Genomic DNA, 11,630 nt, shown 5'->3' with positions numbered 1-11,630 from the left:
CCACGGACGGTCCCTCGCCCTCAGACGACGCCGAGGGCGAGCATGGCGTCCGCGACACGGCGGAAGCCCGCGATGTTGGCCCCGAGCACGTAGCTGCCCGGGGCGCCGTGCTCCTCGGCGGTGCCTGCGCACCGGTCGTGGATGTCGGTCATGATCTCGGTCAACCGGTCCTCGGTGTGCTCGAAGGTCCACGAGTCCCGCGAGGCGTTCTGCTGCATCTCGAGGGCCGAGGTCGCCACACCACCGGCGTTGGCCGCCTTGCCCGGCGCGAACAGGACGTCGGACTCCTGGAAGAGCGCGGCGGCGTCGCGGGTGGTGGGCATGTTGGCCCCCTCCGCCACGACCTTCACGCCGTTGCGGAGCAGGGCCTGGGCGTCGGCCACGTCGAGCTCGTTCTGCGTCGCGCACGGGAGGGCGACGTCGACGGGCACCTCCCAGAGGGTGCCGGTGGTGGACAGGTGGGAGCCAGGGCGACGCTCCACGTAGTCCGCGGCGCGTCCGCGCTGGACCTCCTTGATCTCCTTGAGCAGCTCGAGGTCCACGCCCTGCTCGTCCACGACGTAGCCCGAGGAGTCGGAGAAGGTCACCACGCGGGCGCCGAGCTGCTGGGCCTTCTGGGCCGCGTAGATCGCGACGTTGCCCGCCCCGGAGATGCTCACCCGGCGCCCGTCGAGGGACTCGCCCTGCGTGCGGAGCATCTGCTCGGCGAACAGGACGGTGCCGTACCCGGTGGCCTCGGTACGGACCAGGGAGCCGCCCCAGGCCAGTCCCTTGCCGGTCAGGACCCCCGACTCGTACCGGTTGGTGATCCGCTTGTACTGGCCGAAGAGGTAGCCGATCTCCCGGCCGCCGACGCCGATGTCCCCCGCGGGCACGTCGGTGTGCTCGCCGATGTGCCGGTACAGCTCGGTCATGAAGGACTGGCAGAAGCGCATCACCTCGCCGTCGGAGCGCCCGCGCGGGTCGAAGTCCGAGCCTCCCTTGCCGCCACCGATGGGCATGCCGGTCAGGGCGTTCTTGAAGACCTGCTCGAAGCCCAGGAACTTCACGATCCCCAGGTAGACCGAGGGGTGGAAGCGCAGGCCGCCCTTGTAGGGGCCGAGGGCCGAGTTGTACTCGACCCGGAAGCCCCGGTTGATCTGCACCTGGCCGGCGTCGTCGACCCAGGGCACCCGGAAGATGATCTGGCGCTCGGGCTCGCAGATCCGCTCGAGCACCGCGGCGTCCGCGTAGTGCGGGTTCTTGGCCAGCACCGGGCCGAGGCTGTCGAAGACCTCGCGCACCGCCTGGTGGAACTCGGACTCACCGGGGTTGCGACTCAGGACCTGGGCGTAGACCGGCTCGAGCTTGCTGTCCATGGGTGCTGCTCCTTCGGGGCGCGACGTCGCGCCGGTCGATCCGTGGCTGGGAAGGACCGGCGAGCCGTGGCGGCCCGTGGCCCGCCCCGGTGGGTCAGGCGAACAGTCGCGGCAGGGTGTCCCGGTGCGCCTGGGCGAGCTCGTCGAGCCCGAGGGTGAACAGGTCCTGGACCTCGAGGGCGGGCCCTGCGGCAGCCCCCGACGCGTCATGGTGGTCGGCGTCGGTGGTGTCGTCGGTCACGCCGATCCGCTGGTGCGCCACGCCCCGGGCGGTGCACATGTCGACGAAGCGCACCTCCTCGGTGCGCGGCACGGCGAAGAGCGCCTCGAAGGGCGTGATCTCGTCACGGGCGCACAGCTCGTCGAGCCACACGCGGGCCCCCGTGCCGTAGCGCAGGCAGGCCTCGACCAGGCCCTGGGCCAGCCCGCCCTCGGAGAGGTCGTGTGCGGCGTCGACCAGCCCGTCCCGCGAGGCGTTGACGAGGATCGCGGCGAGGGTGCGCTCGTTCGCGAGGTCCACCCGGGGCGGGAGGCCGCCGAGCTGGTTGTGCACGACGTCGGCCCAGGCCGAGCCGTCGAGCTCACCGCGCGTGGTGCCCAGCAGGTAGATGGCCTGCCCGGGGACCCGCCAGCCCGAGGGGGTGGCGCGGGCGACGTCGTCCAGGACGCCGAGCACCCCGACCACGGGGGTCGGGTGGATCGAGGAGTCGATCGTGCCGGGCTCCCCGGTCCCGTTGTACAGGGAGACGTTGCCGCCCGTGACGGGCACCCCGAGCTCGGCGCAGGCGTCGGCGAGGCCCTCGATCGCGCGGACCAGCTGCCACATGGAGTCCGGGTCCTCCGGGGAGCCGAAGTTCAGGCAGTCGGTCACCGCGAGGGGGCGTGCCCCCACGGTCGCGACGTTGCGGTAGGCCTCGGCCAGGGCGAGCTGGGCACCGAGGTACGGGTCGAGCTTGGCGTAGCGGCCGTTCGCGTCGGTGGCCAGAGCCACGCCGAGGCCGGACTCCTCGTCGACGCGGATCACGCCGCCGTCGTCGGGCTGGGCCATGGCGGTGTTGCCCTGGACGAAGCGGTCGTACTGGTCGGTCACCCAGGACTTGCTCGCGAGGTTCGGCGAGGCGACCAGGCGCAGCAGGGTCTCGCGCAGCTCCTGCCCCGAGGCGGGGCGCGGGTAGCGGGCGGCTCCCTCGGGGCCGCTCACGGTGTCGGCCTGCAGGCCGTCCATCCACGCGGGCCGCGCGTAGGGGCGGTCGTACACAGGCCCCTCGTGGGCGACCGTCCGCGGGTCGACGTCGACGATGCGGTGGCCGTGGTGGTCGATGGTCAGCCGACCCGTGCCCGTGACCTCGCCGATCACGGCGGTCTCGACGTCCCAGCGGGCGGTGATCGCGAGGAACTCCTCGAGCTTGGCGGGAGTCACCACCGCCATCATCCGCTCCTGGGACTCGGACATGAGGATCTCGCCCGCGGTCAGGCTCGGGTCCCGCAGCAGGACGTTCTCGAGGTCGACGTGCATGCCGCCCTCGCCGTTGCTCGCGAGCTCGGAGGTCGCGCACGAGATGCCTGCGGCGCCCAGGTCCTGGATGCCCTCGACCACGCGCGCGGCGTACAGCTCGAGGCAGCACTCGATGAGGACCTTCTCCATGAAGGGGTCGCCCACCTGGACCGAGGGACGCTTGGAGGGCACGCCGTCCTCGAAGGTCTCGCTCGCGAGGATCGAGGCCCCGCCGATGCCGTCACCGCCGGTGCGCGCCCCGAAGAGCACGACCTTGTTGCCCACGCCCGAGGCGTTGGCCAGGTGGATGTCCTCGTGGCGCAGCACGCCCACGCACAGGGCGTTGACCAGGGGGTTGCCCTGGTAGGCCGAGTCGAAGACCAGCTCGCCGCCGATGTTCGGCAGGCCGAGGGAGTTGCCGTAGCCGCCCACCCCGGCGACCACGCCGTGCACCACGCGGGCCGTGTCCGGGTGGTCGACCGCGCCGAAGCGCAGCTGGTCCATGACCGCGACCGGGCGCGCTCCCATCGAGATGATGTCCCGCACGATGCCACCGACGCCGGTGGCCGCGCCCTGGTAGGGCTCGACGAAGCTCGGGTGGTTGTGGCTCTCGACCTTGAAGGTCACGGCCCAGCCGTCACCGATGTCCACCACGCCCGCGTTCTCGCCGATGCCGACGAGAAGGTGCTTGCGCATCTCCTCGGTGGTCTTGTCCCCGAACTGACGCAGGTGCACCTTGGAGGACTTGTACGAGCAGTGCTCGGACCACATGACCGAGTACATCGCGAGCTCGGCAGCGGTGGGCCGACGGCCCAGCAGCGCGACGATCCGCTCGTACTCGTCAGGCTTGAGGCCCAGCTCGGCGAAGGGCAGGGCGGTGTCCGGGGTCGCCGCGGCGTGCGCGACGGTGTCGGGCAGCACGCCGTGCGAGGAGTCCGTCGCGGCCTGGGCGACGTCGGACGAGGTGTCAGGTGCGGAGGTCATCGATTCCCTACCGAAGGGCCCACGGGGTCGGGCTCAGGCTACCTGGGCGTGGCCGCGCCTCGGGCGTCGTCTCGGCACAGGGCCCACGCGCGGGCGGGTCGACGGCGGGCGACCTCCCCACGGAACAGAGACCCACCCCCCGCGGTTGGCGTGAGCAGCGACCACCACCAGGAGGCAGAGTGAGCATCGAGCTGGGCATCGACCACTTCGGCGACGTGACCGAGCGTCCCGACGGCACCCTCAAGCACGAGGGCGAGGTGCTGCGCGAGCTCGTCGAGCAGGGGGTCCTCGCCGACCAGGTGGGCATCGACCTGATCGGGCTGGGTGAGCACCACCGCGACGACTACGCCGTCTCGGCCCCCGAGGTGGTGCTCGCCGCGATCGCCGCCCGCACCGAGCGGATCCGCCTGGCCTCGGCCGTGACGGTGCTCTCCTCGGACGACCCGGTGCGCGTGTTCCAGCGGTTCTCCACCCTCTCGGCCCTGAGCGGGGGCCGGGCCGAGGTCGTCGTCGGGCGCGGCTCCTTCACCGAGTCCTTCCCGCTGTTCGGCTACCCGCTCGAGCAGTACGAGGAGCTCTTCGAGGAGAAGCTCGAGCTGTTCCGTCGACTCCTCGACGGCGGGACGATCAGCTGGACCGGGCGCCTGCGCCCCTCGCTGCAGGGCCAGGTCGTCTACCCGCGGCTCGAAGGTGACCTGCCGACCTGGGTCGGCGTCGGCGGCAGCCCCGAGTCCGTCATCCGCACCGCGCGCCACGGCCTGCCGATGATGCTCGCGATCATCGGTGGCGACCCGATGCAGTTCCGCCCGTACGTCGACCTGTACCACCGGGCCCTCTCCGAGCTCGGCACCGGGCCGGGACGCGTGGGGCAGCACTCCCCGGGGCACATCGCCGACACCGACGACGAGGCCAAGGAGCAGGTCTGGCCGCACTACCGGAAGTACGTGGGCCGCATCGGCCGCGAGCGCGGGTGGCCGCCGCCCACGCGCGAGTCCTTCGAGCAGGCCGCGGGGCCGGACGGCGCCCTCATGGTGGGCTCCCCCGAGACGGTCGCCGGGAAGATCGTGCGCAGCGCCCAGGGACTGGGCCTGGACCGGTTCAGCCTCAAGCTGTCCCAAGGGGCGTTGCCGCACGAGCACACGATGCGAGCGATCGAGCTCTACGGCACGCGGGTCGCTCCCCTGGTCCGTGACGCCCTCGCCGACTGAGCCAGCGCGACCTGGGGCCACGTGGCCCAGGTCGCGGCAGCTCACCTCGGGACCTGCTGGCTGGTCCGCTGCCCTGCAGCTAGCCTGTTCGCGCCGCCGAGGAGGAGACCGCGATGCCCCACGCCCCAGCGCCCGCGCGCCCGACAGTGCCGCCTGTGCTGTACCTCCCGAGCGACGGCACGACGACGGCGTCGGGCGAGGCCCAGGTCGTGCTGCGGACGACCAGGGACGGCCGCACGGCGCTGCTCGCCTACACCGCGCTCGACCGGCTCGTGACGTGCTGCGGCCCCGCGCAACCCTGGCTGCTCGTGCCGACGGAGCAGCTGTCGGCGATCAACTCGACGCAGCCCTACGACGTCGTCTATCTCGACCTCGACATCCCTGAGGAGCACCGGCACCGCGGGGAGCTCGGCGCATGAGCACCGGGGGCTTCCGCACCGGGGTCGACCTCTCGACCTTCGCGGCGCGCATGCGCGCCGCTTCCGACGGCATCGAGGCGCTCGCGAGCGACGTCCCGTCGGCCCCTGACGCCGGCGCGGCCACAGAGTCGATCAGCTCGCTCCTTGCGACGCTCGTCGACGCCGTCAGCGTCCTGTCGCTCGACGCCCAGGAGGCAGCGGCCCGACTCGACGCATCCGCGACGTCCTACGACGCAGCCGACCAAGGAGCAGTCGCCGCGCTGCCCGCCCTCCGGGACTGACCATGCCGATCCACACCGAGATCCAGGGGTCCCCGACGCAGGTGCGCGCGGTGGCGACGTGGACCCGCTCGACGCTCGCCACCGCGACGGGCTCCTACGCCGACAGCGTCACGAGCGTCCGGCGTGACGCCGGCTCGGACTGGGAGGGGGACGCCTCCGACGCCTTCCGTGCCTCGATGCTCCGGCTCGTCACCCGCGCCGACGACGTCGAGGCCGCGGCTCGGGAGTCCGCCACGGAGCTCGACGCCTTCGCGGACGCCCTCGACGCTGCTCAGAGCGGCATGGCCACCGTCAGGACCACCGCCGCCGCGGCCGGTCTCCGGGTCACGCCGAGCCAGGTGCTCGAACCCGGGCCAGCCCCCTGGGTGCCCGCACGCCCCCCGAGCGACGGATCGGCGCCCCAGGGCCAGGTCCTCGCCTACAACAGGGCGGTCGACGCGCACGACGAGCACCTCAGCCTCGCGCTCGCCTACAACGCGGCGGTCGACGAAGCGGCCGACGTCCTCCGCGCCTTCCAGACGGCGATCGATGCCTTCGGGGTGTTTCTCCGCAAGGTGTTCACGGCTTGGCAGTCCTACGTCGACACCGCGGTGCTCGCGACCGAGCTCGCTCTCAAGCGCCACATCGGCGACATGCGTTCGTATGCCGAGGACCTCCGCGCAGCAGCGGCGCGGGCCGAGGACGCCTACCTCCGCAGCCCGGGCGGCAGCACCGAGGCGCAGTTCCAGGAGCGCCTGCGCCTCCAGAGCACGCGTGAGGCGGACACCGTCCTCCGCAACGCCGACGAGCTCTCGAGCGGCCGTCTGGCGCGGCTCTTCGGAGGCAAGATCCCGGTGGTCGGGACCGTCGTGACCGTCGCTGGCGTCGGGTACGACGTGAGCCAGGGAGCGTCCCCCAGCGGCGCGATCGTCGGAGCCGCCGCAGGGGCGCTCGCAACAGCGGGGGTCGTGGCCGTCGTCGGCGGACCGGTCGGGGCCGTGGCCGCCGTCGGCATCGTCGCGGGCGTCGGGGCCGGCATGCTCGCCGAGGCGGCGTGGAACGCCTGGGTACCCGACGACGTCAAGGCGAAGATCGACCAAGGCATCGAGGACACCGTGAACGCCACCACCGATGCGCTGTCGGACGGGCTGGACAGCTTCACCGAAGGCGTCTCCGGTGTCTGGAACGCGATCTTCTGACATGAGGGACTCCCCCGCTGCAGGTGCCTCGATCGACCTCGCCCGGTTCCCGTGGCCCGAGCGGTGGGCTCGACCTGGTCGAGCCGTCTCGGTCCTCGTCACGGCCGGGTTCGCCACGGCCGTCGTCGTCGGTGTCGTGCTGCTCGTCACCGGTGAGCTCCGCGGCGCACGGGGTGCCCTCGGCGCCGGCGCCCTCCCCGTGCTGGCCCTCCTGTCGCTGCTCGTCCTGCGGACGCGGGTGCAGCGCCGACGGCCCTCGACCGACGAGGTCCGGGCGGCGGGGTCGGACGAGGCACCGGCTGGCGTGGCCGTCCCCTACCGTCGTGACACGGCCATGCTGCGCGGTCTGCTCTCGGCCTACCAGGCGCTCGTGGGCCTGGTCCTGTCCGTCGGCGGGCTCGCCCTCCTCGCGCAGGGCGACGCACCCGGAGGGGTGGCGGCGCTCATCGGCGCGGGGCTGCTGGCCGCCGCCGTTCCGGCGCTCCGACGCTGGGCGGCCTCCCGCGGGCGACCTCCCGTGCTGGTCCTCACCCCCGGGGGGCTCGTGCACCGGACCCCTCGGACGCAGGTCGAGGTGGCGTGGCGCGACGTCCTCTCGGTGGTGCCGTCGGGGGGCCGTGACCCGCACGTGCTCGTCGCGGTCGCCCAGCGCGCCGGTGCCCATGGCACCGCCGGGCGGACCACGCTGCTCCGCCCGGTCGCCGACCGTCTCGCGCCCCACCTCGCCGTCCCGGCCTCCGAGGTCGTCCTCGACCCCGTGGTCCTGGTCGAGGCGCTCCGGTGGTACCTCGCCCACCCCGAGGCACGCACCGAGCTCGCGGGGCCTGCCGGGCTGGACCGCGTGCGGCGCGGGCAGGTCTAGGCGTCCGTCGCGGGCCAGAGACCAGGAGCCCGCAGGCCGAGCCGCTTCTGGGTCTGGTCCGCGAGCCAGCGCGCGAAGGGCAGGAGGTCCACCGGCTGCCCCGCCCACTCCTCCGCCGTGGCGAGGCTGGCGCGCGAGCGCTCCCCGTCGGGGTCGTCGTCGAGGGTGTCGCTGGCGACCGTGCCGTCGAGGTGAAGCTTGACGCCCACCGTGTGCTCGATCCAGAGCTTCCGCCGGGCAGCCTCGTCCGCATCCTCCGGGACCTCGTGCTCCCTCGTGACGAAGACCAGCACGCACCAGCGCGCCCGCGACCGGTCGGTGGCCTCGAGCCGCTGCAGGTTCCCGTCCGTGAGGGTCAGCGGAGCGGGGACGTCCACCCTCGCGGCGCCCTCCTCCACGAGCGCCGAGGACATCGCGACGAGCAGCTCGTGCCGCGCACGCTCCGCAGCGGCCGGGTGCACCAGCTCCGCCGCGTCGAGCATCCCGCGGCCGTGCACGACGTCGTCCCGGACCACACCGATGTCGAGGTCCCCGTCCCCCCACACCGAGAGTCGCAGCGTTCCGCCCGCATCGAGATGCACCTCTCCGTCCGTCTCGTCACCCCGGGGCCCCAGGACCAGGTCGACCTCGCCGCGCAGCCCGGCGGCCTCCAGAGCCGTGTACGCGGGCCGTGCGAGATCGAGGGCGCGACGCACGTCCTTCGTGTGCCGCACCTCCTGGGGGTCCAGGCCGTCGACGGTCACGAGCCGGAGCGAGCCCCCGATCCCGAGGTCGTCGTCGGTGACGTGCCGGGTGCGGCCGACCAGGCGCATGGGCCCTCCCCGTGGTGCGTGCGGGTCATCGATCGACTGATCGGCGCGAACCTTACGCGGAACCGAGGCCGGCCAGCCCTCGCGTAGCGTCGTCCTGTGGAGGGAGGCCCGTTGCCAGGACCTGGTCGTCGCGTCGCAGCCGTGGTTGCCGTGGGGGCGGCGCTCGTCGTCGCCGGGTGCACACCCTTCGCGGACGAGGCCTCTGACGTCCCGGGGGCGAGCCCCACGACCTCCGCGGCCCCACCCACGAGCCCGTCCACGGACCCGCGCTCCGGCGAGCCGGTGGCCCTCGGCCAGGTGACGTTCTGGCCCTCCGCGGGCACCCAGGTGGGAGCGGCCGAGGACGGCGCCGTCCATCTCGAGGTCGCCCTGGGCCCGGGCTCCGGCGCAGCGCCGATCCCCGTCCTCGCGGCCGAGGAGGGGGTCGAGGTCGAGGTGCTCGGGGATGGTTCTGCGGTGCTGCGCGACGCGACCGGTGTGGTGGGCGGCGCGGCCTCCCCCGCCGCGACCAGGACGGACGGCGAACCCGCGAGCGCCCTGCAGGTCGGTGAGCCCGGGCTGCTGACGCTGGTGCCCTCCGCCCCGCCCGCCGACGCCACCGTGACCCTGTGGATCGCGGGCCGCGCCGTCGACTCCCTCGACTGGGCCGAGCGCGCGGACGAGGGGGGCCGCAGCCTCGCCGTCGTGCCGACGGCATGGGCCCGGCAGGCAGGGTCGGCGGGGGTCGAGGCGGTGTGGACTGAGGTCGCCGCCCTGGGCGAGGAGGCTTCCGGCAACCAGATGCGCGACCAGCTGACGTGCCACGCCCTGGGCGCCCCGGACAAGGCGAGCTGGAACCTCGAGCCGTGGCGCCCTGACGTCGGACTCCTGGAGACCCTCGCCGCCCGCTGCAACCCCACCTGACCCCCACCCCACCCCACCTCCCCATCCCCTCCCCACCGCGCCCGTCGAGATGTCACTTCTTGGCGGAACGGTCTCGCGGCGATGCGGCAAGAAGTGACATCTCGACGATGGGGTGGTGCGTGGGAGGGGCGCGGTGGGGGTTGGTCTGGTGGGTGGGGGGCGGGCGCGCGAGACTGGCCCGATGGACCTCCCGGTGATGCCGCCCGTCGACCCGATGCTCGCCAAGGCCGTGCCCGAGATCCCCGCGGGCCAGCACTACGAGCCCAAGTGGGACGGGTTCCGCGCGATCGTGTTCCGTGACGGGGACGAGGTCGAGATCGGCAGCCGCACCACCAAGCCGATCACCCGCTACTTCCCCGAGGTGGTGGCCTCGGCCCTGCGCGAGCTGCCTGAGCGGTGCGTGGTCGACGGCGAGCTCGTCGTCACCAACGCCGACGCCACCGGCCTGGACTTCGAGGCCCTGCTGCAGCGCATCCACCCGGCCGACTCGCGGGTCCAGCAGCTCGCGCGGAGCACCCCGGCGGCCTTCGTCGTCTTCGACCTGCTCGCCCTGGACGGCGAGGACCTCACCGGGCGGCCGCTGAGCGAGCGCCGCGCCCTGCTCGAGGAGGCCGTGCCGGGCGGCGGTCCCGGGGTCTACCTGACCCGGACCACCACCGACCTCGCCGAGGCCCAGGAGTGGTTCGAGACCTTCGAGGGGGCCGGGCTCGACGGGGTGATCGCCAAGCGCACGGACCTGACGTACCAGCAGGGCAAGCGCGCGATGACCAAGATCAAGCACCAGCGCACGGCCGACTGCGTGGTCGCCGGGTACCGGGTGCACAAGAACGACGAGGCCGCCGTCGGCTCCCTGCTGCTCGGCCTGTACGACGACGAGGGGGTGCTCGCCTCGGTCGGGGTGACCAGCTCCTTCCCCATGGCCCGGCGGCGTGAGCTGTTCGCCGAGCTGCAGGAGTGGGTGACCGACGCCGCGGACCACCCGTGGACCGCGCAGGCGCAGGCCTCGGGCACCCGCACCCCGCGCGAGGCCGAGAGCAGCCGGTGGAACGCGGGCAAGGACCTGTCCTTCGTGCCGCTGCGACCCGAGCGGGTGGTCGAGGTGCGCTACGACCACATGGAGGGCCGGCGCTTCCGGCACACCACCCAGTTCTCCCGGTGGCGGCCGGACCGCGAGCCCGAGACCTGCACCTACGCCCAGCTCGAGGTGCCCGTGCGGTTCGACCTGGGCGAGGTGCTCGCGGGATGAGCGCCCCGGGCACCGGGCCGACCTCGGCGGCTGACGGACCTCGCCTGACGACCTTCGAGCGCGAGGGCCTGGCCTTCGACGTCCACGACCACCGCCCCACGCGCGAGCAGGTCGGCACCGCGGTGCTGCTGCACGGCTTCCCCCAGGACGCGACCGCGTACGACGACGTCGTGCCGCACCTGGTGCGCGGCGGGCTGCGGGTGCTCGTGCCGGACCAGCGTGGCTACTCCCCCGGTGCGCGACCGTCGGGTCGCCGCCCCTACGTGCTGCGCGAGCTGGTCGAGGACGTCGTCGCCCTGCTGGACGCGGCGGGGGTCGAGGAGGCGCACGTCGTCGGGCACGACTGGGGCGGGGCCGTGGCCTGGGCGGTCGCGAGCCGCCGGTCCGCCCGCGTCGCCTCCCTCACCGCGCTCTCGACCCCGCACCCGGCGGCCCTCGCGGAGGCCCTGCGGTACACCGACCAGGCCCGGCGTTCGACGTACATCCTGGCCTTCCAGGTGCCGCGGGTGCCCGAGGCCCGGCTGCTCGCCGGGGACGGCGCAGGGCTGCGGCGGGCGCTGCGCTCGTCAGGGCTCGACGAGGACCGGACCGCGCACTACGTCGAGCGCCTGCGGGAGCCCGGCGCCCTGACCGCGGCCCTGGCCTGGTACCGGGCCCTCCCCCTCGGGCAGGGGTTCGGCGCTGGGATCGTGCACGTGCCGACGGTCCTGGTGCACGGCCGGGCCGACCCCTTCTTCTCCGCCTGGGGCGCCGCGGCGACGCACCGCTACGTGCGCGGGCCGTACCGCTCGATCGGCCTCGACGCCGACCACTGGCTCCCCGAGTCCCACCCCCTGGTGGTCGCGGACGCCGTCCTCTCCCACCTCACCTGATCTCGTGTCAGA

The 11,630-nt window shown here is 73.6% G+C and carries 11 protein-coding genes; 8 read left to right on the top strand and 3 right to left on the bottom strand.

The genetic code is table 11. The annotated features are described in order from the left end of the window. Nucleotides 1-20: 20 nt before the first annotated feature. Both gdhA and purL read right to left on the bottom strand, forming a co-directional pair. Nucleotides 21-1,358 carry an NADP-specific glutamate dehydrogenase gene (gdhA, locus tag J4G33_RS15235; protein WP_208056841.1) on the bottom strand — a complete coding sequence of 446 codons (1,338 nt, stop codon included), beginning with the start codon at nucleotides 1,356-1,358 and terminating at the stop codon, nucleotides 21-23. A 94-nt stretch (nucleotides 1,359-1,452) separates the two neighbouring features. Beyond that, nucleotides 1,453-3,837, bottom strand: a complete 2,385-nt coding sequence (gene purL / locus J4G33_RS15230) for a phosphoribosylformylglycinamidine synthase subunit PurL (protein WP_208056840.1) — start codon at nucleotides 3,835-3,837, stop codon at nucleotides 1,453-1,455. 179 nt (nucleotides 3,838-4,016) lie between these two features. Here purL and J4G33_RS15225 point away from each other — a divergent pair, with 179 nt between their 5' ends. The 5 genes from J4G33_RS15225 to J4G33_RS15205 all read left to right on the top strand — a co-directional run bounded on the left by J4G33_RS15225 (nucleotide 4,017) and on the right by J4G33_RS15205 (nucleotide 7,785). Further along, the gene (locus J4G33_RS15225) at nucleotides 4,017-5,045 is read left to right on the top strand and encodes an Atu2307/SP_0267 family LLM class monooxygenase (protein ID WP_208056839.1); all 1,029 of its coding nucleotides are present in this window, start codon (nucleotides 4,017-4,019) and stop codon (nucleotides 5,043-5,045) included. Between the two features lie 113 nt (nucleotides 5,046-5,158). Then, complete coding sequence (locus J4G33_RS15220) at nucleotides 5,159-5,464, top strand: SAV_915 family protein (protein WP_208056838.1); 306 nt, start codon at nucleotides 5,159-5,161, stop codon at nucleotides 5,462-5,464. Next, nucleotides 5,461-5,745: a hypothetical protein gene (locus J4G33_RS15215; RefSeq protein ID WP_208056837.1), complete on the top strand. Its 285-nt coding sequence runs from the start codon at nucleotides 5,461-5,463 to the stop codon at nucleotides 5,743-5,745. Before J4G33_RS15220 ends, J4G33_RS15215 begins: the two co-directional genes overlap by 4 nt. A gap of 2 nt (nucleotides 5,746-5,747) precedes the next feature. Then, nucleotides 5,748-6,923 carry a hypothetical protein gene (locus tag J4G33_RS15210; RefSeq protein WP_208056836.1) on the top strand — a complete coding sequence of 392 codons (1,176 nt, stop codon included), beginning with the start codon at nucleotides 5,748-5,750 and terminating at the stop codon, nucleotides 6,921-6,923. Between the two features lies 1 nt (nucleotide 6,924). After that, nucleotides 6,925-7,785: a hypothetical protein gene (locus J4G33_RS15205; RefSeq protein ID WP_208056835.1), complete on the top strand. Its 861-nt coding sequence runs from the start codon at nucleotides 6,925-6,927 to the stop codon at nucleotides 7,783-7,785. Here J4G33_RS15205 and J4G33_RS15200 read toward each other — a convergent pair. Further along, a complete protein-coding gene (locus J4G33_RS15200; protein WP_208056834.1) occupies nucleotides 7,782-8,597 on the bottom strand; it encodes a hypothetical protein in 816 nt (271 codons plus the stop codon). The genes J4G33_RS15205 and J4G33_RS15200 overlap by 4 nt on opposite strands. A 141-nt stretch (nucleotides 8,598-8,738) precedes the next feature. On the opposite strand from J4G33_RS15200, the gene J4G33_RS15195 reads away from it, so the two are divergent. The 3 genes from J4G33_RS15195 (at nucleotide 8,739) to J4G33_RS15185 (ending at nucleotide 11,618) form a co-directional block, all read left to right on the top strand. Then, a complete protein-coding gene (locus J4G33_RS15195) occupies nucleotides 8,739-9,500 on the top strand; it encodes a DUF2599 domain-containing protein (RefSeq protein ID WP_208056833.1) in 762 nt (253 codons plus the stop codon). A 181-nt stretch (nucleotides 9,501-9,681) separates the two neighbouring features. Next, on the top strand, nucleotides 9,682-10,746 hold the full coding sequence (locus J4G33_RS15190; RefSeq protein WP_208056832.1) for an ATP-dependent DNA ligase: 1,065 nt from the start codon (nucleotides 9,682-9,684) through the stop codon (nucleotides 10,744-10,746). Next, nucleotides 10,743-11,618, top strand: a complete 876-nt coding sequence (locus J4G33_RS15185) for an alpha/beta fold hydrolase (RefSeq protein ID WP_208056831.1) — start codon at nucleotides 10,743-10,745, stop codon at nucleotides 11,616-11,618. The genes J4G33_RS15190 and J4G33_RS15185 overlap by 4 nt, the downstream gene beginning before the upstream one ends. The last annotated feature ends 12 nt before the right edge of the window (nucleotides 11,619-11,630 follow it).

It is taken from the genome of Actinotalea soli (genome assembly GCF_017565425.1).
Taxonomy (GTDB): Bacteria; Actinomycetota; Actinomycetes; order Actinomycetales; family Cellulomonadaceae; genus Actinotalea; species Actinotalea soli.
The sequence above is the reverse complement of the archived record's forward strand: the minus strand, read 5'-3'. Positions and strand labels throughout refer to the sequence as shown.

Excerpts from the sequence above, each read along its gene's own strand:
- J4G33_RS15185 (WP_208056831.1), top strand. The coding sequence starts at position 10,743 with ATGAGCGCCCCGGGCACCGGGCCGACCTCGGCGGCTGACGGACCTCGC.
- J4G33_RS15210 (WP_208056836.1), top strand. The coding sequence starts at position 5,748 with ATGCCGATCCACACCGAGATCCAGGGGTCCCCGACGCAGGTGCGCGCG.
- J4G33_RS15190 (WP_208056832.1), top strand. The coding sequence starts at position 9,682 with ATGGACCTCCCGGTGATGCCGCCCGTCGACCCGATGCTCGCCAAGGCC.
- J4G33_RS15215 (WP_208056837.1), top strand. The coding sequence starts at position 5,461 with ATGAGCACCGGGGGCTTCCGCACCGGGGTCGACCTCTCGACCTTCGCG.
- gdhA (WP_208056841.1), bottom strand. The coding sequence starts at position 1,358 with ATGGACAGCAAGCTCGAGCCGGTCTACGCCCAGGTCCTGAGTCGCAAC.
- purL (WP_208056840.1), bottom strand. The coding sequence starts at position 3,837 with ATGACCTCCGCACCTGACACCTCGTCCGACGTCGCCCAGGCCGCGACG.
- J4G33_RS15220 (WP_208056838.1), top strand. The coding sequence starts at position 5,159 with ATGCCCCACGCCCCAGCGCCCGCGCGCCCGACAGTGCCGCCTGTGCTG.
- J4G33_RS15200 (WP_208056834.1), bottom strand. The coding sequence starts at position 8,597 with ATGCGCCTGGTCGGCCGCACCCGGCACGTCACCGACGACGACCTCGGG.
- J4G33_RS15205 (WP_208056835.1), top strand. The coding sequence starts at position 6,925 with ATGAGGGACTCCCCCGCTGCAGGTGCCTCGATCGACCTCGCCCGGTTC.